This window comes from Halomonas ramblicola, from assembly GCF_030409215.1.
GTDB lineage: Bacteria > Pseudomonadota > Gammaproteobacteria > Pseudomonadales > Halomonadaceae > Halomonas > Halomonas ramblicola.
Window position 1 is genome coordinate 42,327 of the sequence record NZ_JAUFPL010000012.1, and the last position, 21,256, is coordinate 63,582.

Consider the following 21,256-nt stretch of genomic DNA (forward strand, 5'->3'; position numbering starts at 1 on the left):
CCCGACGAGGCCCTCGTCAAGCCCCGACACGACGCAGCATGCATGGACTCCCGATATGCCCGATCGAGATGGTCCCGAGTTTTCGGCGTGGAACCCCGGCCTGGAGGCCGACCTGCCCAGGCGCTACAAGGCCCTGGAGACGATTCATTGCACGGCCAACGTCCATACCCGCCTCGCCGACATCCCCGAGCTGAGCGCCCTCACCGGGCTCCCGGAAGAGGAGCTGGTCGCGTTCCGGGCGGAGCGCCTGGTGCTGCACGAGTTGATCGTGCAGGTGACGGCCGATGTGGTGGTGCTCGAGGGGGAGGAGGAGGAGCTCCTGGGGCAGCACTTCCGCGGCATCGCCGGCAAGATCCTGTCGGACTACCTGGCCCCCCGGATGCCGGCGTTCCAGCAGGAATATGACCGGCTGCATGACGAGATACACGACCGGGTGGGCGGCATCCTCGCCGCGGCCTTCGCCCCCGAGCCGACGGCGCTCGAGCCCGAGCCCGGCTCGTGGCTGTCCCGGTGGTTCGGCAAGCGTCGGGCGCCACGCCAGCAGGCGGACCCTCGCTCCATCGAGGAGCGCCATCATGACGTGATCCGCACCATCAAGGACAAGGGGCTGGCGGCCAGTGACGAGCTGGAGCGGGCCATCTACAAGAGCACCTACCGGGTGCTGAATGCGATCGGCGCCACCCAGGGCCATATCGGGCTGGACCGGGAACTGCTGGCCGGCTTGATCACCCGGCACGTGTGCAACGACTTCGGCAGCCGCCACCTCGGGCAACGGATCGCGCCCCATGTCGAACGGGCCAGGCAGGCTGAGGGCTACGGCCGGCTCCCCTGCGCCCAAGAGCCGATCCTGATCAGCCTCAAGGGGGCCTCGGCAGCCGGCAAGAGCTCCCTGCGCCCCTTCCTCAAGGACACCCTGCGAGACCTGGGCATCCAGCCCGACCAGTACGGCACCATCTCCCCCGACATCTGGCGCCGCCTGCTGCTCGACTATGAGGCCCTGGGCGAGGCCTACAAGTATGCCGGCCGCCTGGCCGGCAAGGAGGTCAAGCTGATCGATGCCAAGCTCGACCGCCACATCCGCGACAGGGCCCGGCGCGACCGCTCCATCCCCAACCTGCTGATCGACCGGTTCCGCTTCGACAGCTTCGCCCTGGACCGGGTCCCGCGGCTCCTGGACGCCACCTATGCGAAACATGTCGCCACCATGTACTTCTATTTCGTCGTCACCCCGCCGGAGGCGACGGTGGAACGCGGCTGGGAGCGCGGCCTGGCGCGAGGACGCTACAAGGCAGTGGAGGACTTCCTGGGGCACTGCGTGGAGGCCTATGACGGCATGCCCAAGCTGCTCTTCAAGTGGCTGGACAGCCGGCATCCCCGGCTCGAGTACCACTTCCTGGACAACAGCGTCCCCAAGCATACCCCGCCGACGACCATCGCCCACGGCACCCGCGAGGTCCTGCACATCCTGGCGCCCCTGGGCCTGGTCAACATCGACCGCTACAAGAGGATCAATACCCTGGCGACCTGCCCGGCGGAGGTCTATCCCGATGACGACAGCCTGGCGATCGCCAGGAACTGCGCCTTCCTCAGGCAATGCCTCGCCAAGGTGCCGGAGGTCCGCTTCGTCGACGCGGCGACCGGCCAGCCGTACCTGACAGCCTCGGCCGGCCGCTTCTCGGTGGTGGACCCCGCCGTCCTCCGCGCCCAGCGGGCGGACCCGGAACTGGCGGAGCTGTTCGCCACCCTCGGGGTGCCCGAGCGCTAGACAAGACGGCCCCGCCTCTCGCGAGACGGGGCCGCGTTCTGCGCCCGGGGAGTGGCGATCAGTGCAGCGAGATGGTGCTGTTGATACCGCCGGAGACGTTCTCCGGCTCGTACCAGCGGGCGGTGACCGTCTTGGTCTGGGTCCAGAAGGCGATGGCCTGCTTGCCGTTGGGCCCCAGGTCGCCAAGCTTGGAGCCGCGCGAACCGGTGAAGCTGAAGTAGGCCACCGGCACCGGGATCGGCACGTTGATGCCCACCTGGCCGACGTCGATCTCGGTCTCGAAGCGACGCGCCACCCAGCCGGAGTTGGTGAAGATCGAGGTGCCGTTGCCGTTGGGGTTGGCGTTGACGAACTCGATCGCCTCGTCGAGGGTATCGACGCTCACCACGCAGAGCACCGGGCCGAAGACCTCCTCGCGGTAGATGGTCATCTCGGGTTTCACGTCGGCGAACACCGTGGGGCCGACGAAGTTGCCGTGGGGATAGCCGGCCACCTCGAAGCCGCGCCCGTCCACCAGCAGCTTGGCGCCCTCCTCCTCGCCGGCGCCGATCAGCCGCTCGACCCGCTCCTTGGCCGCCGGGGAAACCAGCGGTCCCAGGTCGGCATCCTGCTGGATGCCCGGGCCCACCTTCATGTTGCGGGCGCCGTCGACGATGTCGTCGAGCCACTCGCGGGCCTCGCCCACCAGCACCACCACGGAGTTGGCCATGCAGCGCTGGCCGGCGGCACCGAAGGCGGAGCCCAGCAGGTTGTTGATCGCCTGGCTGCGGTTGGCATCGGGCATGATCACGCAGTGGTTCTTGGCCCCCATCATCGCCTGCATGCGCTTGCCGGCCGCGGCGGCACGGTTGTAGAGCAGCGAGCCCACGTGGCTGGAACCGATGAAGGAGAGCGCCTTGATGTCGGGGTGGTCGGCGATCTGGTTGGCCACGTCCGGGCCGCCGTGCACCACGTTGAGCACCCCGGCCGGGATGCCGGCCTCATGGGCCAGCTCGACCAGGCGCATGGTGGAGCTGGGGTCCTGCTCGGAGGGCTTGAGCACGAAGGTGTTGCCGGTGGCGATGGCCAGCGGGAACATGAAGCAGGGCAGCATGATCGGGAAGTTGAAGGCGGTGATGCCGGCCCCCACGCCGAGCGGCTGGTTGAGGGTGTAGACGTCCACCTCGTTGGCGGCGTTCTCGGCCAGCTCGCCGAGTTGCAGGCTGGTGATCGAGCAGGCGTGCTCCACCACCTCCAGGCCGCGGCCCACCTCGCCGGCGGCATCGGGCAGGGTCTTGCCGTGCTCCTCGGTGATCAGCGCGGCGAGCTCGTCGGTGTGCTCGCGGATCAGCGCCTGGAACCTGAGCATGATGCGCTGGCGCTTGGCCAGGGGCACCTTGCGCCACTCCTTGAAGGCGGTCTTGGCGCTGGCCACGGCGCGCTCGACCTCCTCGGCGGTGCAGAAGGGGACCCGGGCCACCACGTCCTGGGTGGCCGGGTTGATGACATCGCGCCACTCCTGGCTCTGGGACGGGACGGCCTGGCCGTCGATATACAGGGGAATCTCGCGGATGGACATGGTGGCGTGCTCCTCTCTTGTCGTCTTGTCGGGCGATGGCGGAAGCGCGGGAGGCGCCGTCACGCCCTGGCCTTGCCTGTCGTTGGACATCGGCTTCCGGCATTCGACTTTATGTGCATGCCGGCACGAAGCCTGATGGAATCGAGTCTATCCAGGCGTAGGATGGCGAGACAACACGCACTCGGGCACATTGCTTGTGCATGATCGCACAACGGGACGACACCATGCTCGACTGGCAGGACATCCAGATCTTCCTCGAGGTGGCGCGCGGCCAGCGCCTCTCCGACGCCGCCCGGCGCCTGGGGCTGGACCACTCCACCCTGTCGCGGCGCACCCGACGCTTCGAGCAGCGGCTCAACACCCAGCTGTTCGAGCGCAGCACCCACGGCTACCAGCTCACCGAGGCGGGCCAGCAGTTGCTCGCCCACGCCGAGGAGATGGCCCGCCATGCCGTGGAGGCCGGCGAGAGCCTCAGCGACCAGGACCACCGGGTCAGCGGCCAGATCCGCCTGGGGGTCACCGAGGGCTTCGGCACCTGGGTCATCGCGCCGCTGCTCTCGGCCTTCTGCGACCGCCACCCCGGGGTGACCCTGGACCTGCTCGCCCTGCCCCGGGTGGTCAACCTGAGCCGCCACGAGGCCGACCTGGCGATCACCGTGGAGCGCCCGGTGAGCCCGGGGCTGGTGATCTCGCGGCTGTGCGACTACCGGCTGCGGCTCTACGGCAGTCGCGACTACCTGGCGCGCCACGGCGCCCCGACCCGGCTCGCCGAGCTGGGCCGGCACCGGCTGATCGGCTACGTCGATGACCTGATCTTCAGCGAACAGCTCAGCTACCTGGAACCGCTGCTCGACCCGGCGGTGGTGGGCGCCCCACCGCACTTCGCCATGCGCAGCACCAGCGTCACCACCCAGCACGCCGCCTGCCGGCACGGCGCCGGCCTCGCCGTACTGCCGTGCTTTATGGCGAGCACTTCGGAAGCCTTGATCAACGTACTGGAGGGCGAGGTGGAGGTGGTGCGCCAGTTCTGGATCACCGCCCGCCAGGAGCAGCGCCGGCTGGCCCGGGTGCGCCTGCTGTGGGACTTCCTGCGCGAGGCCCTGGAGACCAACCGCGCCTTCCTGATGGGCGAGACGCGAGAGCTGGTGCTGCCCGAGGCCTCGCCCTGAGCGGATGCCCTCAGGCCAGGCCACGCAGCATCACCACCAGGATCAGCAGCGGACAGACCAGGCGGATATACCAGGGCCAGAGCCTCCAGAACAGGGTACGCTCGATCTCCGGCGCCCCCTGGCGCAGCTCCTGGAGCTTGGCATTGCGCGACAGCAACCAGCCCACATAGAGACACACCAATCCCCCCACCAGCGGCATGCTGTAACTGATGGTCAGGGTGATGGCCCAGTCGAACAGCGGGTCGAAGTAAGCCAGGATCACGGTGGCAATGACGAAGGTCACCAGCGCCATCAGCCAGGTGGCCGGGCGACGGCGGACCAGGCCGGTCTCCTCGAGGGTCGAGACCGGCACCTCCAGCACCGGGAACATGGAGGTCAGGGCGGCGATGGCCAGCAGCACGAAGAAGACAAGCTCCAGGCCCAGCCCCGGCGCCCCCATGGCCTCGAACATGGCCGGCATCACCATAAACAGCAGGGTCGCCGAACTCTGCAGCTCACCGGCCTCGTTGAAGACCTCCACCCCCAGGCCATGGGCCACGAACATGGCCGGAATGATCAGCAGACCGGCGATGAAGGCCACCCCCATATCGATCAGCATCACCTGGGCGCCGACCCGCGGCAGGTTGGCCTTGCGGCTCAGGTAGGAACCATAGACCACCATGGCGCCGACGCCGATGGAGAGCGAGAAGAAGGCCTGTCCCATGGCGTCCAGCAGCAGTTGCCCATCGATCCGCGACAGGTCCGGCACCAGGTAGGTCTTTACCCCCTCGCTGGCGCCGGGAAAGCCCAGCATCACCGCGATCAGTCCCAGCAGCATCACCAGCAGCAGCGGCATCAACCGTTTGGTCCAGCGCTCGATGCCCTGGTTCACCCCGGCCAGGACCACCGCCGCGGTGATCACCATGGCCACCAGGGCCAGGCTCCAATCCCGCCAGAAGCTCCCTTCGGCGAGCCAGGCCGTCGCCCCCTCGAGGCCCAGCAGCCGAGAGAGCGGCAATAGCGCATAGCCGATCAGCCAGCCGGTGACGATGGCATAGAAGGCCTGCCCCAGGCAGGCGGCCAGCAGCGCCAGGCCGCCGACCCCTTGCCCCAGGCGCCGTGGCAGGCCACGGCCGCCCACCCGGCCCATGGCATTGATGATGCCGCTCTGGGCATAGCGTCCCAGGGTCAGCTCCGCCATCAGCGCCGGATAGGCGAGGATAAAGGCCATCACCACATAGACCAGCAGGAAGGCACCGCCGCCGTTGTTGGCGGCCATGGAGGGAAAGCTCCACACATTGCCGAGGCCCACCGCCGCGCCGGCGGCGGCCATCAGGAAACCGAAGCGGCTGGAGAACTGGGCGCGCGCCGGCGCCTCCCCCGGCGCGGATGCCACGCCGGGACTCTTGGCTTGCGATATTGTCATTGGAGTTATCTCATCGGGTTAAGGAGTCGGCTCGGCGCGGCAGCGCATCGAGCCGTTCGAGGATGTCGAAGTGATCGCAGTCGGGCAGCGGGCGGAGTTCCACTGCCCCCCCGGCCGCCCGGGCGCGCTCATATAGCGCCTCGCCCTGGGCACGGAAGGCAGGCGGATCGAGCTCGCCATGCACCAGGCGCAGCGGCGGCAGGCCCCGCAGGTCCTGGCACAAAGGGCTGAGTCGCGCGGCCCGCTCGTCATCCAGCCACAGGGGGGCATCGATATAGGTGCCCACCAGGGGGCGCAGGTCATAGATGCCGCTGATCAGCCAGAGGCCGGCGATGCCCGTCAGGCGACCCTCCCCCAGGCAACTCATCAGCGCCAGCTGGGCCCCGGCGCTATGGCCGCCCAGATGGAGCCGGCCATCCAACCCCAGGGCGCTCGCCTCGCGGCGCAGGGCCGCGATGCCACGGCGGCAGGCCGCCACCATGGCCTCGATACCAGCCTGCGGCGCCAGGGGATAATCCAGGGAGGCGAAGGCCCAGCCCCGTCCCAGCCAGGGCACGGCCATGAAGTCGGTGGCCGCGGCGTCCAGTTCCTGCCAATAGCCGCCGTGCAGAAAGACCATCAGCGGCCAGGGCCCCTGCCCCCCGGGGAGAAAGAGGTCGAGCCCCTCCCGCGGTCCCGCCCCATAGCTCAGGCGCCTCGGGGGATGGCGCTCGCGCAGCCGGGCGCCGAGCTCGGCCTGGCGCGCCAGGCTCGCCTCGCAGTCCCGGGCCCAGCGGCTCGGCGAATAGGCCTGCTCCCGAGCGGCACGATCCTGATCGAAGCCCATCTCAGGTGACCTCCGAGCGCACCCGGAAACGCGCGTCGAGGTATTCACGGCTCTCCACCACCTCGCGGAAGTGGCGGGCCGCCTGCCAGACGTCCTCGTAGCTGAGGTAGAGGGGCGTGAAGCCGAAACGCATCAGCCCGGGCTCCCGGTAATCGCCGATCACGCCGCGGCCGATCAGCGCCTGGACGATGGCATAGCCATGCTCGCGGTGAATCAGCGCCACCTGGCTGCCACGCTCCGCCTGAGCCGGGGTGATGTCCTCGATCCCCTCGGCCTCGAGCAGGTCGGTCAGGCAGTCGCGGAACAGCTCCCCCAGGGCCAGGCTCTTCTCCCGCAGGGCGGCCATGTCCACCTCCTGCCAGAGCCGCAAGGAGGCCTCCAGGGGGGCATAGATCAGCGCCGAGTGAGTGCCGGTACGGAAGCGGGTGATGCCCGGGGCCGGCGCATAGTCGCCGTCGAAGGCGAAGGGCGCCGCGTGGCCATGCCAGCCGGAAAGCGGCTGCCAGCCGCCGGCCTGGTGCTCCTCATGCACATAGAGAAAGGCCGGCGCCCCGGGGCCGCCGTTGAGGTACTTGTAGGTGCAGCCCACCGCATAGCGGGCGCCACAGCCGTGCAGGTCCACCGGCAGGGCCCCGGCGGAGTGGGCCAGGTCCCAGACGATCTCGGCGCCCTGCTCATGCACCTGGGCGGTGATGGCGGCCATATCGCGCAACCGGCCGGTGCGGTAGTTGACCTGGCTCAGCACCACGGCGGCGACCCGCTCATCCAGGTAGTCGGCCAGCGCCGCCCCCTCCGGCAGCACCCGATGCTCGAGGCCGGCGAAGCGACACAACCCCTGAGCGATATAGCCATCGGTGGGGAAGTTACCACCCTCGCTGAGGATCACCGGCCGCGAGCGCCCCTGGGACTCGGTGATATAGCCCAGCAGCTTGAAGAGGTTGAGGGTGATATTGTCGCTGACGACCACCTCGCCGGGCCCGGCGCCGATCAGCGGCGCCACCAGGTCGCCCAGGCGCTCCGGGGCATCGAACCAGCCCTGATTCCAGCCCTTGATCAGCTCGTCGCGCCACTGATCCCGAGTGGCGGCCAGGGCCTCCCGGGCGGCCAGGGGCTGGGCGCCGAGGGAGTTGCCATCCAGGTAGAGCACGCTCTCGGGCAGGGCGAAGCGGGCCTTGAAATCGGCCAGGGGGTCGCGGCGATCCAGTTCACGAACGCTATCCAGGGTCGGGGTCATGGGGCCTCCAGGGAATCGGGTGAGGAATCTGCCCCAAATTCTAGGAGAGACGAGCCGGGAAAGGCTTGCGTTATCTGGCGCCAATGGCTCAAGTTATGCAAAATTATTGCGCCGATAAGAGATTTTACACACATGGAAACCCTTGATAGGTTCGATCGTCGGATTCTTCACGCACTGCAGCGAAATGCCCGCCTGACCCTGGCCGCCCTGGCGGAGGCGGTCAACCTCTCCCCCAGCCAGTGCTCGCGACGCATCGCCCGCCTGGAGGAGTACGGGGTCATCCAGGGCCATGCCCTGCGCCTCGACCCGGAGGCCCTGGGGCTCAAGGTCACCGCCTTTATCTTCCTCTCGGTGGATAAGGGCCGCATGGCCTCGCCCAGGGACGCCGTAGCGGAGCTGCTGGCCCGGGACGAGGTGATCGACTGCCATGCCGTGACCGGCAGCCACGACTTTATCCTCAAGGTGCGGGTGGCCGACCTCGCCGAGCTCTCCCACTTCCTCTCCACCACCATCAGCCCCATGGAGGGCATTCGCGATATCGCCACCCAGGTGGCGATGAATACCCTCAAGGAAAACGGCCCCCTCAAGGTGATGTCCTGAGGGGGCCGACCGAGGGAGTCGGTATCGTTGCAGGCGCTCGCCGTCGGCGCCCGTTGCCGGCCTACATCCGGGTACGCACCGACCACAGCTCGGGGAAGAAGGTCAGCTCCAGGGCCTTGGAAAGGTAGCCGACGCCGCTGGTGCCACCGGTGCCGGGCTTGTGGCCGATGATGCGTTGCACCGTCTTCATATGGCTGAAGCGCCACTGCTGGAAGTGGTACTCGGTGTCCACCAGCTTCTCGGCCAGCTCGTAGAGGTCCCAGTGGTGCTCGGTGTCGCCATAGACCTCGGCCCAGGCCGATTCCACCTCGGGAGACGCCACATAGGGCTCGGCCCAATCGCGACTCAGCACCTCGTCGGGCAAGGCGAAGCCACGCCGGGCCAGTAGCCGCAGGCAGGTATCGTAGAGGCTGGGCGCCTGAAGCACCTCGGTGAGCCGCCGGTAGTGCTCGGGATGGGCGCGATGCACCTCCACCAGGGCGGGATGCTTGTTGCCCAGCAGGAACTCCAACTCCCGGTACTGGTAGGACTGGAAGCCGGAGCTCTGGCCCAGGCTGTCGCGGAAGCGGGCATAGTCCGCCGGAGTCAGGGTGGCCAGCACCTCCCAGGCCTGGATCATCTGCTCCTGGATGCGTGCCATCCGGGCCAGCATCTTGAAGGCGGGCCTCAGCTGGTCGGCGGCGATATGCGCCGCCGCCGCATGGGCCTCATGGAGACACTGCTTGAGCCACAGCTCGGAGACCTGGTGAATGACGATAAACAGCATCTCGTCATGCTCGTCGGTCAGGGGACTCTGGCAGGCCAGCAGCGGCTCCAGGGCCAGATACTGGCCGTAGCTCATCTCCTGGTCCCAGTGCACGCCCTCGTCATCCAGGCTCACCGAGGTGCGGCCCCGCTGCGGCTTGCTCATCGTCCCCTCCTCGTCTCGTGGCGGATCACTCCATGGTGCGCCCCTCCCGGGCAGCGGGCCAGGGGGTGCCTCAACGGTGGCGCGGAGTCATGCCAGGGCCAGGGAAGCCCGCAACAGCGCCCCGCTCGACAGGGTTTCCAGCACCGAGAAATGATGGGTATCGGCCACGCTCGACACCTCGATGCCTTCGAGCCGCTCGCCCCAGCACCGGGCGAGCTCCCGAGACTGCCAATGGAAGGCCTCGCTCTCCCACTCCCCCACGGCCAGATGCAGGCGTAGTCCGGGGTTGGGGCCAGTCCACAGCGGACTCAGCACCCGGGCCGTCTCCTCATCCGGCAGGCCGAGCAACGGCCCGAAACTCATATGGCGCATCGGCTCGAGGTCGAAGATGCCGCTGATCAGCAAGGCGGAGCGGATCGGAGTCGCCGGCATGGCCGGGTCCAGGGTCGGCCAGTCGCTACTGACCAGGCAGGCTCCCAGGTGTCCGCCGGCACTATGACCGGCGACCTGAATGCACTCCCGGTCGATGCCGTAGCGTTCGACCCCATGCCAGAGATGGCGCAGGGCCTGGCGCACGTCCTCGACCTGATCGGCGATGGTGACCTCGGGACACAGGCGATAGTTGAGCACTGCCACGGCCCAGCCCGCGGCCAGATGCCCGGCCAGCAGCGGAGCATGCTCGGCTTTGTCCATGGCCTGCCAGTAGCCGCCATGAATAAAGATCAACAGGCGAGCATGCGGTCGTGGCACGGGGAAGAAATCGAAGCGCTGCAGCCCTGCCTGACCATAGGGCAGGTCTCGAGATACCTTGCGGGTCGCCAGGGAGCGCTCACCCGCCTCCCGGAAAGCCGCTTCAATATCGGCTTGCCAATAGATGCTGGCGGCATTCAGCGCCATCCCCACCGTGATATCGGATACTGACTCGCGCTTTTTCATGGGGGATCCTCCCGAGTAAGGCGTCCAACCAGATAAAAGCCAAGCACTTGCCGCACATAAAAAGTGCCAGCCGATTGGCTGGCACAAAGCAAGCAGAGGTCGGGAGCCGGAAGGCTCCCGGTAAGGACGGAGAACGCGGCAATCAGAACTGGAACTGCACACTGGCCTGGATCCGGCTGGCATCCTCGGACTCGCCGTTGACCCGCTCGATATCGGAGTGCTGATACTCGATACCGGTGGAGAGGCGTTGATTGACGTCCCAGATCAGGTTGACGAAGGAGTACTGGACCTCATCCAGGCCGGCCTGGAAGCCGGCGATATCGTCCGGCAGGTCCTGGCTGAAGCGCGAGGTACCGATGGCGCTGGACCAGTCGCCGTTCCAGTTATGCTCCAGGGAGACGCCGAAGGCCTGGGAATCGACGCTCTCCAGCGAGCCGTTGTTGTCGATATAGGCGTCCGGGGTACGCAGGCCGGCTACGGCGTCCGGCACGTAGCTCAGGTAGCTGCCCAGGCCGCTGCCGACGGTGGCATTGGCCTTGAAGGTGGTGGCGCTCCCCAGGGGCAGGGCCAGTTGGGCGGCCACGCCGTAGCCGGTGGCACTCTCGTCCATGCCACTGGTGGCCTCGTTGGTGGCGAGTTCCTTGACTAGGGCGGAGATGCCGAAGTTGCGCCCATATTGATAGCGGGCAGTCAGGGTCGGCAGCGGGTTCTCGATATCCGCCCCGCCGTTGACCGGCGAGAGCGCATAGGAGGGATCTTCCAGGGAGACCGCGAAGGTATTGGGCCCGGCGCTATGGGTATAGCGAACCTGGGCCGGGCGACTGGTTTTTTTAATTTCATCAAGAGATCCCAGATTATTTTATTAAATTAAGGAAATTACAATCTTTATATCAGCGACTTTCTTCCACTCACCTCCTTGGGAAACGCCCCATCAGCCATGTATTTATCATTATCAAGCGTCACAGAAGAGGACAATAATCAACAGCGCTTCCCTGAATTCGTCTCGACCCAATCCGAATCTAACTTAACAAGGAAGCGCTTTATTTACTTCCGGGTGAAGGTCACAACAGCGCCAGGGTCAGCCAGGGCTGCCAGGCCAGCAACACCAGGGCCAGCAGGCTCATCAGCAGGAAGGGCCACAGCGCGCGGAAGATCTTCAGCGGCGGCACCCCGGTCATCGACGAGCCGATAAACAGCCCCGCGCCCACCGGCGGCGTCAGCAGCCCCAGCACCAGGGTCAGGCAGACCACCACCCCGAACTGGTAGGCGGTGATATCGAACTGCCCCTGGGCGATGGGCAGCAGGATCGGCACCACCAGGATCAGCGCGGCGATGCCGTCGACGATCATCCCCACCAGCAGCAGGATGCCCACCACCAGCAGCAGGAACAGGAAGGGGTCGTCGGTCAGCCCGGCGATCCAGGCCGCGGCCATCTGCGGCAGCTGCTCGTAGACCACCACCCAGCCGAACACCCCGGCGGCCCCGATCAGCATGATCACCAGGCCGGCATTGAAGGCGGTGCGCCGGAGGATCTCCGGCAGTCGGGCGAAGGTCAGGTCGCGGTAGACATAGCGGCCGATCAGCAGCGCCGCCAGCGAGGCCAGGGCCGCCGATTCGGTGGGCGTGGCCAGGCCGGCGAGGATGCCGCCGATGATGATCACCAGGATGCTCATGGCCGGCAGCCCCATCAGCAGAAAGCGCCTGGCCTGCTCGCGGCTCGGCCACTCCCCCACCGGATACTGCTGCACCAGGCCCACCGCGGCGATGGCCAGGAAGAACAGTCCGCCCATCATCAGCCCCGGGATGATGCCGGCGATGAACATGTCGGCGATGGGCACCTGGGCCATCACCCCGTAGAGCACGAAGAGCATCGACGGCGGGATGATCGGCGACAGCAGGCCGCCGGCGGCGGTAATGGCCGCGGCGAAGGGCTTGTCGTAGCCGTCCTGTTCCATGGCCGGGACCATGGCCCGCGACATGATGGCGATCTGCGAGGCCGCCGAGCCGACGATGGCCGCCATCATCATGTTGGCCACCAGGTTGATATAGACCAGCCCGCCGCGGAAGCCGCCGACCAGAATACGCGCCAGGTCGATCAGCCGCCGGGTCAGGCCGCCCTCGTTCATCAGCTCGCCGGCCAGCATAAAGAGCGGAATGGCCAGCAGGCCGTAGTTCTCGATGGCGCCGTAGAGCTGCTGGGGATAGGAGGCGAACAGCAGGGTATTGCCGGAATCGGCGATATACCAGGCGGCGGTGAGCGCCAGCACCAGGGCGATGGGCACCGCACCCAGCAGCAGCACGGCGAAGACGACGAGAGTCATGCGAGCCTCCTTTCCGCGCCCACCAGGCCCTTCAGGCCGTCGATCAGGTTGACGACGGCATGCAGGCTCAGCGAGACGGCGAAGATCGGCAGGCACAGCCAGGCCCAGAACTTGGGAATGCCCAGCGTGCGCGAGGTTTCGGAATACATGAAGTTGAAGGTCTCCCCCTGGAAGGCCTGGAGGTCGAAGCCGGTGGCCCACAGGGTCGCCGGGTCGTACCAGCGCCAGCACAGCACGGCCAGGAAGAGCGCGAAGAACAGCACCATGGCGTCGACGAGCAGATCCAGCCCCTGACGCAACCCGCCGGGCAGGGCATCGGCCAGCAGGGTCACGGCGACGCCCTCGCGGCGCTTGAGCACCGCCGAGGTGGTGAAGAAGGTCATCCAGATCATGGCGTGGATGGCCAGTTCGTCGGTCCAATAGAGGGCATGGCCCAGCGAGCGAGTGGCGATGTTGAGCAGGATCAGCAGGCTGATCACCGCTGCCAGCCCCGCCGCGATCACCCCTTCACAGCGGGCGATGCCGGACGAGAGTCGTTTGAGCATGACGGCCTCCAGGTGCCCCGGCGCCTGGCCGGGGCGGTTCGGGATCGGGATCGGGCGGGAGTTACTCGGCCAGCTCGGCGGCCGTCTCGCGCAGCGCGGCCAGCGACGGGGCCTTGGGCGTCCAGGTGGCCTCCCAGTCGGCGATGGCATCCTCGAAGAACGCGGGGCCGACCTCGGTGACGGTAATGTCCTGGCTGCGCAGCTCCTCGCCCCAGGCCTCATGGTGCTCCTGGAAGCGGGTCATGACGTTGTCGGCATGCTCGGCCATGGCGCTGCGGATCAGCTCGCGATCCACCCCGTCGAGCTGTGCCCAGACGCGCCCGGAGACCACCGCCACCATGGGGAACATCATGTGATTGGCGATCACCAGGTTGTCGGCCTGCTCGTAGAATTTGAGCAGTCGGATGGAGTCGTAATCCATGTCGATGGCATCGACCTGACCATTGGCCAGGGCGTCATAGACCGCGGGCAGCGGCAGCGGCGTGGGAGCGGCGCCGGTGGCCACATAGAAGTCGCGGATCGGATCGAAGGGGGTGATACGCACCTTGAGGCCGCTCAGGTCATCGGCGCTGTCGATGGGCTCACGGCTGAGGATCTGGCGCATGCCGGCCATGCCGTAGCCCACCCCGACCAGCCCGACCTGAGCCGGCATCTTGTCGAGCAGCCCCTCGGCCGTGTCCGAGTGCAGCAGGGCCACGGCATGATCGATGTCCTCCACCAGGAAGGGCGCGTAGAGGGCGCCGAAGTCCGGGATGCGGTTGGAGATCTCGGCCAGGGTCAGGAAGGCCATGTCCAGGGAACCGGCCTGGAGCTGCTGGACCATCTGCGCCTCGGTGCCGAGCTGCTGGGCGGGAAAGATGCTGACGCTGTGTTCGCCGCCGGAGCGCTCGGCCAGGGTTTCGGCGAAGCCCTCGGCCTCCTGGGTCCAGATATGCGACTGGGGGGTGATCAGGCCCAGCCGGAAGTCACGGGCCTGGGCGCTGAAGGCGGCGACGGCGAGGGTGGTCGCCACGGCGGCGGTCATCAGGGTCTTGAGCGTGTTCATGAGGAGGGTCTCTCTTGTTGTAGTCTTCGCTGGTGGCGCCGGCCCCGGAGGGCCGGCTATCGACGCGGGGCGCGTTACACCTTGGCGGTAGCGGCCTGCTGGCTGGCCTGATCCTGCTCGTCTTCCTTGGCCCGCGGGCGGTTGTGGCGATGCTGCAGCTCGGGATCCGCGGTCGCCGACAGCTCGACGTCGAACACCACCTCGGTGAAGGGTCCCTCGAGGCCGCGCTTGTCGGCCTCGGCGGCGTCCTCGATCCGCTGGCCCGGCACCACCAGCTCCTCGCGGGTGGCGAAGGCGAAGTCGTCGAAGGTGTAGGGATCGCCGGCCAGATTGATCTGGGTGGTCAGGTGCTGGTGCCCCGGCGCCGAGACGAAGAAGTGGATATGCGCCGGACGCTGGCCGTGACGGCCGAGCAGGTCGAGCACCTGCTGGGGCGGGCTGTCCGGCGGGCAGCCGTAGCCGGAGGGAATGATGCTGCGCACCGCGTAGCGGCCCTCGGCGTCGGTGATGATGGTGCGGCGCAGGTTGTACTCGCTCTGCGAAGGATCGAAGAAGGAGTAACCGCCCTTGGAGTCGGCGTGCCAGATCTCGACCCTGGCGCCGGCGACCGGGTTGCCGTCGGTGTCACGCACCTGCCCGGTCAGCCACATCACCTCGCCGTCCGTGTCGGTGCCATCGTCCATGCGTCCGGAGCCCTGGAGCTCCGGCGCGCCGGCCACGTACAACGGGCCCTCGATGGTGCGCGGCGTGCCACCGGTCAGGCCGGCCTCGGCATCGGCGGCATCCATGCGCATGTCCAGGTAGTGATCGAAACCCAGGCCCGGGGCCAGCAGGCCAAACTGGGTCTCCTTGCCGAGCTCGTTCACCAGGCTCACCGCCGACCAGAACTCCTCGGGCGTGACGTCGAAGTCGTCGATCAGCTTGAACAGGTCACCGACCAGGCGATGCAGGATCTGCTTGGCGCGCTCGCTGCCGCCGTCCTGGTCGAAGCCGGCGACGGCCTTCAGGAAGTCCTGCACCTCGGGGGTATCGAAGATCTTCACGGTCATGGTCGTTTCCTCGGTTATTGTCGTGTCGTTGGCGACCGGCGGGGCCGGGTTCAGCTGTCGTCCTCGCGGATCGCGGACGGGTGACGGCACAGCGGCGTGACGCGGATCTCCATGTAGGGAAAGAGCGGGAGGTTCGAGACGATCTCCTGCAGCTCGGCGTTGTCCTCCACGTCGAAGATGCTGACATTGGCGTAGCTGCCGGCGACCCGCCACAGGTGGCGCCACTTGCCGGCGCGCTGCAGGTCCTGGGCGTAGGCCTTCTCGGTCGCCTTGATCTCGGCGGCCCGCTCGGCCGGCATGTCCGGCGGCAGCTTCACGGTCATTTCCACCTGGAAGAGCATGGGCGTCTCCTTGGGATGCAGGGCGCGGCTCAGTCGCGGCGCCGATAATGGTTGAGCTTGTCCTCGTCGAGGGTGATGCCGAGGCCGGGTCCGGTCGGCAGGTCGACGCCGAACTCGTGGTAATGCAGCGGCCTGGCGACGATGTCGTCCTTGAGCAGCAGCGGGCCGAACATCTCGGTGCCCCAGGTCAGCTCGCCGAGGGTCGACCAGGCATGCAGGGAAGCCGCGGTGCCGATGGTGCCCTCCAGCATGGTGCCGCCGTAGAGGCTCACGCCGGCCGCCTGGGCCACATGGGCCAGCTCGAGGACGCTGCGAGGCCCGCCGGCCTTGGCGATCTTCAGCGCGAAGGCATCGCCGAAGCCACAGGCGGCCAGGGTGAAGCCGTCGCGGGCGTCATGGACCGCCTCATCGGCCAGCATCGGCACCACGAAGCGTTGCGCCAGCCGGGTCAGGCCAGCGAACTCCCGGGCCGGGATCGGCTGCTCGATGAGATCGATCCCGGCGGCCTCCAGGGCATCGATACCGCGGGCCGCGGTGGCCTCGTCCCAGGCCTGGTTGACGTCGACCCGCACGCTCGCCCGGTCACCCAGCGCCGCCTTGATGGCACCGACGTGACGCACGTCCTGATCCACCGGGTTGGCGCCGATCTTGAGCTTGAAGTCGCAGTGGCGGCGCTCCTCGAGGCGCTGGAAGGCCTCGTCGATGTCCTTCTGGGTATCGCCGCTGGCCAGCGTCCACAGCACCGGCAGGTGATCACAGCGGGCCCCGCCGAGCAGTGCCGCCACCGACAAGCCGCGGCGCTTGCCCTCGGCGTCTAGCAGGGCGGTCTCGAGCCCGGACTTGGCGAAGCTGTTGCCGCGGGCATGACGGGCCATGCGCGCCCGCAGGGCGTTGAGGTTGTCGGGCGCCTGGCCGATCAGCAGCGGCGCCAGGTAGGTATCGATGGTCTGCTTGATGCCCTCGGGGCTCTCGGGGCCATAGGCCAGGCCGCCGATGGTGGTGGCCTCGCCCAGGCCCTCGGTGCCGTCGGACAACCGCAGGCGAATGATGACCAGCGTCTGGCAGGCCATGGTGGTCATCGACAGCTTGTGCGGCCGGATGGTCGGCAGGTCGACCAGCAGCGTCTCGACCTCGTGAATCAGGATGTCGGACATCGGAGTCTCCAGGCGGCTCGCCTCGGGGCGCCGCTTGCATGCAATGAAAGTCGCTGGAGCCGGGCGGGAGCCACCCGGCGGTGGCGGTCAGCTCGAGACGAACTTCTCGAAGAACAGCCGGTGCTCGCCGACGTCGCGCTCCTCGAGCCATTGCTTCGAGGCCTCGATCATCGGTGGCGGGCCGCACAGGTAGGCATCGAAGGGCCGGGCCAGGAAATCCAGGTCGAAGAGATCGCAGACCACGCCCTTCCTGCCCCGCCAGGCCTCGCTGGGATTCATCACCACGGTCTCGTAGGCGAAGTCCGGCAGCGTGTCGGTGAAGCGATCCAGGCGGTCGAGCTCGCTGAGGTCGGTCTCCTGGGTCACGCCGTAACACAGCCGGATCGGCTGGGCGCAGTCGCCCGCCTCCTCGAGTTGCTCGAGCATGCCGAGGAAGGCCGAGAGCCCGGTGCCGCCCGCCACCATCAGCAGGGGGTTCTGCACCTCGCGCAGGTAGAAGGCGCCCAGCGGGGCCTCCAGGGAGATCGCATCGCCCGGCCGGGCGCGCTCGCGCAGATAGTCGCTCATCACCCCGCTGGGCAGCAGGCGGATCAAGAAGCGCAGCTTGCCGTCCTTCACCGACGAGGTGGCGAAGGAGTAGGCCCGCCATTCATCGGTGCCCGGCACCTCGAGGCGGGCGTACTGCCCGGGCAGGTACTTCAGCGCCTGGGCGGGATCGTCGAGGGTGATCTCGAGGATGGCGGCGGCGTCGGAGACCTGCTCCACGGCGCTCACGGTAGCGTCGTGCACCTCGGTGGCCACGCTGCACACGCTGGAGTCGACATCGAAGTAGAAGGAGCCGTGGTTGGAGAGCAGGCGAGTCTGGCAGGCCAGCACGTGACCTTGCTCGACCTCGTCCTCGGTCAGCGCCTCCTCGTCGATGTACTCGACGTCGACCTCGCCGGCCTCGCGCAGGCAGCGGCAGGTCCCGCAGACCCCTTCCCGGCAGTCCACCGGCAGGTTGACCCCGTGGCGCTGGGCGGCGTCCATCAGCAGCTCGTTGTCGTCGACCTTGACGAAGCGCGTGATGCCGTCCCGAAAGACGATGGCGGCTGTGTTATGCATGACTCGCCCTCCAGAGAAACTCAGACGTGGTAGAAATCCAGCACGGAATCGATCTTGTCGTTGAGCAGCACGCTGTGCTTGCGCAGGACCTTCCAGCCGTCGCCCTCGCCACGCAGGGTATAGTCGGCGGTGCCGAAGAAGTGGTTGCTCTCGCCGAAGCGATGGAAGTGAGTCACCCAGTTGACCCTGACCTGGACGATGCCGCCGCCCTGTTCCTCACAGCGCACGTTGTCGATCAGGTGCAGGGTCCGCGGCAGCGGGGTTGAGGCCGCGGACTTGCCGGTGCGCAGGCGGAAGACGCGGTCCTCGAGACCGGTGCGGTCGGCGTAGTACATCAGCGACATCTCGCGCTTGGGATCGCGGGTGACCTCTTCCTCGTTCTTCCACTGCGGGATGTGGAACTCGCACTCCGGGGCGAACTGGTCGAGGTAGCCGTCCCAGTCGCGGTCATCGCAGAGCTCGGCCAGGCGGTACATGAACTGCTCGATGGATTGCTGAAGAGTCATGGCTTACACCTCCTGGAGCTTGAGTGCTTTCTTTTCGAGGCCCTCGAGCAGCAGCCGCTGCCAGGTGCCGTGCTGGTTGACGTAGAGGCCCTCGTGGGTGAACTCGGTGCCGGTGATCACCGGCTGGATGCCGAGCACGCGGCTGTTGTGGGTCTCGCCGTACTGCCAGTCCTGGTGCCCTCGGGAGATGTCGCTCCAGCGGGAAGCACGCGCCTGGAAGCCCCGCTGCTGCTCGCGGAACTCCACCAGGTCGTCGGGGGTGCCCATGCCGGAGACGTTGAAGAAGTCCTCGAACTGGCGGATGCGGTTCTCGCGGTCGGCGTCGGACTCGCCCTTCACGCCCAGGCACAGGCTGATGACCTCGGTCTTGTTCCAGGCCACCGGGCGCACGATGCGCAGCTGCGAGCTGATCTGGTCCATGAAGAACAGGCTCGGGTAGATGTTCAGGTTGCGCAGGCGATGCATGGTCCACTCGGCGCGCTCGCGGGGGTGGATCTCGAGCATGCGCGGCATCACGGTGGCGTAACCGGGACGCACCTGGGGGTTGGGCATGTCGCTGAACAGCAGGCTGTGGCCGTTGGCGAAGGAGAACCAGCCATCGTCGGTGTCCTTGTCGCCGGCGCCGAGCTTGCTGTAGTCGAGGGTGTCGCCGTTGTCGCCGTGCTTCTGCACCTCGAGCTCGCGGCGGTGCTTCACGGTGGAGACATAGTTGTAGTGCACGGTGCTGACGTGATAGCCATCCAGGCCGTTCTCGTTCTGCAGCTTCCAGTTGCCATTGAAGGTGTAGGTGGACTTGCCCGGCAACACCTCCAGCTCACCGTCCTCGGCCTGCTCGACCATCATGTCGAAGAACAGCCGGGTGTCGCCGAGAAAGTCCTCGAGGCTCTCGGTCCCCTCGGCGTCCAGGCTGATGAAGACGAAGCCGCGGTAGCTCTCGATGCGTGCCTGCTTGAGGCCGCGGCTCGACTTGTCGAAGTCCGCCGGGTACTCGCTCGGCGCCTTGACCTTGACCAGGCGGCCGTCGGACTTGTAGCACCAGGCGTGGAAGGGGCAGGTGTAGGTGGACTGGTTGCCGCACTCGGTGCGCACCAGGGTCGCGCCGCGGTGCTGGCAGGTGTTGGCCAGGGCCCGCAGCTGGCCCTTGGCGTCGCGAGCGATGATCATCGGCTGGCGACCGGCCTGCATGGTAATGAAGTCGTTGTTGTTCGGGATCTGGCTCTCGTGGCAGGCGAAGATCCACTGCTTCTCGAAGATCAGTTCCATCTCGAGATCGAACAGCGCCTCGTCGGTGAACATTTCCCGGGCCATCTGGTAGACGCCGTCATCGGGGCGGAAATCGAGACAGTTCTCGACGAATTGCTGCCACTCGGGGATAGAGCGTTGTGCTGTCATCGGTCGTTACCGTCTTGTTGCTTGTCGGGTACGACCAACCTTAGGCATCCCCCCCTGGGGCCACTATGCGGTTATTGGAGGAAGGCTATTCACTTTTTCCGCCAGGCAGGATGCCCATGCCGGCAGTCTCTGAACCGCGCCGGCCAGTGACGGCTTCAGGGAAGCAACAGGAAGCGGCTTTGTCTCAACGCCGATTGGCGGTATCTTCTATGGAACTGGTCATTGCTTGACCAGGGTGGCAAAATGAGCCCACCAGTTCGCAATGCGCACATAAGAACGATATGCGAACACTGGCCTCGACCGTCTCTCCACGGCCATCGCGATGGCCCGATGACAACCACTCCCGACGGCGAGGCAAGGAGGAACCATGACTGTATCCCCTGCCCCGACGCGGCAACAGATCGCTGCCGAGTTCCAGAACCCCGACTCGGCCTGCCGCTGGATGAGTGGCATCAACGGCCCTCATCGCCTCGAGGTGCCGCGCCCCCGAGAGCTCAGCTTTCGTCACCAGGGCACCAGCCTGGGCAACGTCTCCATTGGCATCATCGAATATTCGACTCCCGTCCATATCGATATCGCCGACCTGACCCATAGCTACAGCATCAGCCTGCCCTTGCACGGTACCCAGAACTTCGAGCTCCGGGGCAACGCCTTCGGCTCCGACACCGATGTGGCCGCCATCATCTCGCCCAGCCAGCCGCTGCAGCTGAGCATGGACGAGAGCTGCCGGAAGCGCCTGGTACGGTTGTCGCGCCAGGCCATCGAACGCAAGCTATCTCAGGTGCTCAGCCGCGAACTGTCCCGCCCGGTCATCTTCGATCCACGCATGCCGCTGAGCGGCACGGTGCAGGAGTGGTGGCGAATGGTCGCGAATCTACAGGAGATGTTGGACGCAGACAGCTCGCTGTGCGACCTGCCCGAGGTGTGGAGCAACTTCGAGAATTCGCTGATCACCAGCCTGCTCTACACTCAGCCCCACAACTACTCAAGCGAACTACTGGACCGCCAGCAGGGTCGGCCGGCCTATCTCACCCGTCTCGAGACCCTGTTCCGGGACTCCCTGGACCACCCGCTGGGCCTGGCCGACCTGGAGCGTGTCGCCGGCGTCTCCCGAGAGCGCCTCTACCGCGATTTCCATGCCCACTTCGGCGTCTCGCCTATCGCCCACTTCCGTCGGCTGCGCTTCGAGCACGCGCGTCAATGTCTGGAACGGGCCGCCCCCCACGAGAGCGTCTCCAGCATCGCCATGGACTGCGGCTTCCAGCAGTTGGGGCGCTTCTCCCAGGAATACAAGGCGCGCTTCGGTGAGCTGCCTTCCGAGACCCTGAAGCGGACCACCCAAGCCCAGCTGCAGTAGCCCACGAGCAGCCGCCCCCGCCCGCGTCTACAGAGACTC

General features: G+C 67.0%; 20 protein-coding genes. 4 read left to right on the top strand and 16 right to left on the bottom strand.

Going from position 1 to position 21,256, the window contains the following annotated elements; genetic code table 11:
- The first annotated feature begins 55 nt into the window (after positions 1-55).
- Positions 56-1,765 (top strand): DEAD/DEAH box helicase family protein, encoded by a 1,710-nt coding sequence (locus QWY80_RS02515; RefSeq protein ID WP_290229100.1) that lies wholly within the window; start codon positions 56-58, stop codon positions 1,763-1,765.
- 58 nt (positions 1,766-1,823) lie between these two features.
- On the opposite strand, the gene QWY80_RS02520 is transcribed toward QWY80_RS02515, so the two are convergent.
- Positions 1,824-3,323 carry a CoA-acylating methylmalonate-semialdehyde dehydrogenase gene (locus QWY80_RS02520; protein WP_290229101.1) on the bottom strand — a complete coding sequence of 500 codons (1,500 nt, stop codon included), beginning with the start codon at positions 3,321-3,323 and terminating at the stop codon, positions 1,824-1,826.
- Between the two features lie 200 nt (positions 3,324-3,523).
- On the opposite strand from QWY80_RS02520, the gene QWY80_RS02525 reads away from it, so the two are divergent.
- Complete coding sequence (locus tag QWY80_RS02525) at positions 3,524-4,492, top strand: LysR family transcriptional regulator (RefSeq protein ID WP_290229102.1); 969 nt, start codon at positions 3,524-3,526, stop codon at positions 4,490-4,492.
- Between the two features lie 10 nt (positions 4,493-4,502).
- On the opposite strand, the gene QWY80_RS02530 is transcribed toward QWY80_RS02525, so the two are convergent.
- The 3 genes from QWY80_RS02530 to kynU are packed head-to-tail and all read right to left on the bottom strand — an operon-like array spanning position 4,503 to position 7,957.
- Entirely contained in the window at positions 4,503-5,897 is a 1,395-nt protein-coding gene (locus QWY80_RS02530; RefSeq protein WP_290229103.1) for a sodium-dependent transporter, read from the bottom strand.
- A 10-nt stretch (positions 5,898-5,907) separates the two neighbouring features.
- A complete protein-coding gene (locus tag QWY80_RS02535) occupies positions 5,908-6,723 on the bottom strand; it encodes an alpha/beta hydrolase (protein ID WP_290229104.1) in 816 nt (271 codons plus the stop codon).
- A 1-nt stretch (position 6,724) separates the two neighbouring features.
- Positions 6,725-7,957 carry a kynureninase gene (kynU, locus tag QWY80_RS02540; RefSeq protein WP_290229105.1) on the bottom strand — a complete coding sequence of 411 codons (1,233 nt, stop codon included), beginning with the start codon at positions 7,955-7,957 and terminating at the stop codon, positions 6,725-6,727.
- A 132-nt stretch (positions 7,958-8,089) separates the two neighbouring features.
- On the opposite strand from kynU, the gene QWY80_RS02545 reads away from it, so the two are divergent.
- Positions 8,090-8,557, top strand: a complete 468-nt coding sequence (locus tag QWY80_RS02545) for an Lrp/AsnC family transcriptional regulator (protein WP_290229106.1) — start codon at positions 8,090-8,092, stop codon at positions 8,555-8,557.
- A gap of 61 nt (positions 8,558-8,618) precedes the next feature.
- On the opposite strand, the gene kynA is transcribed toward QWY80_RS02545, so the two are convergent.
- The 12 genes from kynA to antA form a co-directional block, all read right to left on the bottom strand.
- The gene (kynA, locus tag QWY80_RS02550) at positions 8,619-9,467 is read right to left on the bottom strand and encodes a tryptophan 2,3-dioxygenase (protein ID WP_290229107.1); all 849 of its coding nucleotides are present in this window, start codon (positions 9,465-9,467) and stop codon (positions 8,619-8,621) included.
- A gap of 87 nt (positions 9,468-9,554) precedes the next feature.
- Positions 9,555-10,403 (bottom strand): alpha/beta hydrolase, encoded by an 849-nt coding sequence (locus QWY80_RS02555; RefSeq protein ID WP_290229108.1) that lies wholly within the window; start codon positions 10,401-10,403, stop codon positions 9,555-9,557.
- Positions 10,404-10,545: 142 nt separating this feature from the next.
- Complete coding sequence (locus QWY80_RS02560) at positions 10,546-11,013, bottom strand: hypothetical protein (protein ID WP_353960434.1); 468 nt, start codon at positions 11,011-11,013, stop codon at positions 10,546-10,548.
- Between the two features lie 451 nt (positions 11,014-11,464).
- The gene (locus QWY80_RS02565) at positions 11,465-12,724 is read right to left on the bottom strand and encodes a TRAP transporter large permease (protein WP_290229109.1); all 1,260 of its coding nucleotides are present in this window, start codon (positions 12,722-12,724) and stop codon (positions 11,465-11,467) included.
- On the bottom strand, positions 12,721-13,269 hold the full coding sequence (locus tag QWY80_RS02570; protein ID WP_290229110.1) for a TRAP transporter small permease: 549 nt from the start codon (positions 13,267-13,269) through the stop codon (positions 12,721-12,723). The genes QWY80_RS02565 and QWY80_RS02570 overlap by 4 nt, the downstream gene beginning before the upstream one ends.
- A 61-nt stretch (positions 13,270-13,330) precedes the next feature.
- A complete protein-coding gene (locus QWY80_RS02575) occupies positions 13,331-14,314 on the bottom strand; it encodes a TRAP transporter substrate-binding protein (protein WP_290229111.1) in 984 nt (327 codons plus the stop codon).
- A 74-nt stretch (positions 14,315-14,388) separates the two neighbouring features.
- Positions 14,389-15,363, bottom strand: coding sequence for a catechol 1,2-dioxygenase (catA, locus tag QWY80_RS02580; RefSeq protein WP_290229113.1), 975 nt, complete (start codon positions 15,361-15,363; stop codon positions 14,389-14,391).
- Between the two features lie 50 nt (positions 15,364-15,413).
- Positions 15,414-15,704: a muconolactone Delta-isomerase gene (gene catC, locus QWY80_RS02585; protein WP_290229114.1), complete on the bottom strand. Its 291-nt coding sequence runs from the start codon at positions 15,702-15,704 to the stop codon at positions 15,414-15,416.
- 29 nt (positions 15,705-15,733) lie between these two features.
- A complete protein-coding gene (locus tag QWY80_RS02590) occupies positions 15,734-16,858 on the bottom strand; it encodes a muconate cycloisomerase family protein (protein ID WP_290229115.1) in 1,125 nt (374 codons plus the stop codon).
- A gap of 87 nt (positions 16,859-16,945) precedes the next feature.
- Positions 16,946-17,962 carry an anthranilate 1,2-dioxygenase electron transfer component AntC gene (gene antC, locus QWY80_RS02595; protein ID WP_290229116.1) on the bottom strand — a complete coding sequence of 339 codons (1,017 nt, stop codon included), beginning with the start codon at positions 17,960-17,962 and terminating at the stop codon, positions 16,946-16,948.
- Positions 17,963-17,982: 20 nt separating this feature from the next.
- The gene (gene antB / locus QWY80_RS02600) at positions 17,983-18,468 is read right to left on the bottom strand and encodes an anthranilate 1,2-dioxygenase small subunit (RefSeq protein WP_290229117.1); all 486 of its coding nucleotides are present in this window, start codon (positions 18,466-18,468) and stop codon (positions 17,983-17,985) included.
- 3 nt (positions 18,469-18,471) lie between these two features.
- The gene (gene antA / locus QWY80_RS02605; RefSeq protein ID WP_290229118.1) at positions 18,472-19,860 is read right to left on the bottom strand and encodes an anthranilate 1,2-dioxygenase large subunit; all 1,389 of its coding nucleotides are present in this window, start codon (positions 19,858-19,860) and stop codon (positions 18,472-18,474) included.
- 367 nt (positions 19,861-20,227) lie between these two features.
- Here antA and QWY80_RS02610 point away from each other — a divergent pair, with 367 nt between their 5' ends.
- Positions 20,228-21,217: an AraC family transcriptional regulator gene (locus QWY80_RS02610; protein WP_290229119.1), complete on the top strand. Its 990-nt coding sequence runs from the start codon at positions 20,228-20,230 to the stop codon at positions 21,215-21,217.
- Positions 21,218-21,256: the final 39 nt, after the last annotated feature.

Bases quoted from the DNA above. Each gene is read 5' to 3' on its own strand.
- QWY80_RS02515 (WP_290229100.1), top strand. From the start codon at position 56: ATGCCCGATCGAGATGGTCCCGAGTTTTCGGCGTGGAACCCCGGCCTG.
- QWY80_RS02520 (WP_290229101.1), bottom strand. From the start codon at position 3,323: ATGTCCATCCGCGAGATTCCCCTGTATATCGACGGCCAGGCCGTCCCG.
- QWY80_RS02525 (WP_290229102.1), top strand. From the start codon at position 3,524: ATGATCGCACAACGGGACGACACCATGCTCGACTGGCAGGACATCCAG.
- QWY80_RS02530 (WP_290229103.1), bottom strand. From the start codon at position 5,897: ATGACAATATCGCAAGCCAAGAGTCCCGGCGTGGCATCCGCGCCGGGG.
- QWY80_RS02535 (WP_290229104.1), bottom strand. From the start codon at position 6,723: ATGGGCTTCGATCAGGATCGTGCCGCTCGGGAGCAGGCCTATTCGCCG.
- kynU (WP_290229105.1), bottom strand. From the start codon at position 7,957: ATGACCCCGACCCTGGATAGCGTTCGTGAACTGGATCGCCGCGACCCC.
- QWY80_RS02545 (WP_290229106.1), top strand. From the start codon at position 8,090: ATGGAAACCCTTGATAGGTTCGATCGTCGGATTCTTCACGCACTGCAG.
- kynA (WP_290229107.1), bottom strand. From the start codon at position 9,467: ATGAGCAAGCCGCAGCGGGGCCGCACCTCGGTGAGCCTGGATGACGAG.
- QWY80_RS02555 (WP_290229108.1), bottom strand. From the start codon at position 10,403: ATGAAAAAGCGCGAGTCAGTATCCGATATCACGGTGGGGATGGCGCTG.
- QWY80_RS02560 (WP_353960434.1), bottom strand. From the start codon at position 11,013: ATGGACGAGAGTGCCACCGGCTACGGCGTGGCCGCCCAACTGGCCCTG.
- QWY80_RS02565 (WP_290229109.1), bottom strand. From the start codon at position 12,724: ATGACTCTCGTCGTCTTCGCCGTGCTGCTGCTGGGTGCGGTGCCCATC.
- QWY80_RS02570 (WP_290229110.1), bottom strand. From the start codon at position 13,269: ATGCTCAAACGACTCTCGTCCGGCATCGCCCGCTGTGAAGGGGTGATC.
- QWY80_RS02575 (WP_290229111.1), bottom strand. From the start codon at position 14,314: ATGAACACGCTCAAGACCCTGATGACCGCCGCCGTGGCGACCACCCTC.
- catA (WP_290229113.1), bottom strand. From the start codon at position 15,363: ATGACCGTGAAGATCTTCGATACCCCCGAGGTGCAGGACTTCCTGAAG.
- catC (WP_290229114.1), bottom strand. From the start codon at position 15,704: ATGCTCTTCCAGGTGGAAATGACCGTGAAGCTGCCGCCGGACATGCCG.
- QWY80_RS02590 (WP_290229115.1), bottom strand. From the start codon at position 16,858: ATGTCCGACATCCTGATTCACGAGGTCGAGACGCTGCTGGTCGACCTG.
- antC (WP_290229116.1), bottom strand. From the start codon at position 17,962: ATGCATAACACAGCCGCCATCGTCTTTCGGGACGGCATCACGCGCTTC.
- antB (WP_290229117.1), bottom strand. From the start codon at position 18,468: ATGACTCTTCAGCAATCCATCGAGCAGTTCATGTACCGCCTGGCCGAG.
- antA (WP_290229118.1), bottom strand. From the start codon at position 19,860: ATGACAGCACAACGCTCTATCCCCGAGTGGCAGCAATTCGTCGAGAAC.
- QWY80_RS02610 (WP_290229119.1), top strand. From the start codon at position 20,228: ATGACTGTATCCCCTGCCCCGACGCGGCAACAGATCGCTGCCGAGTTC.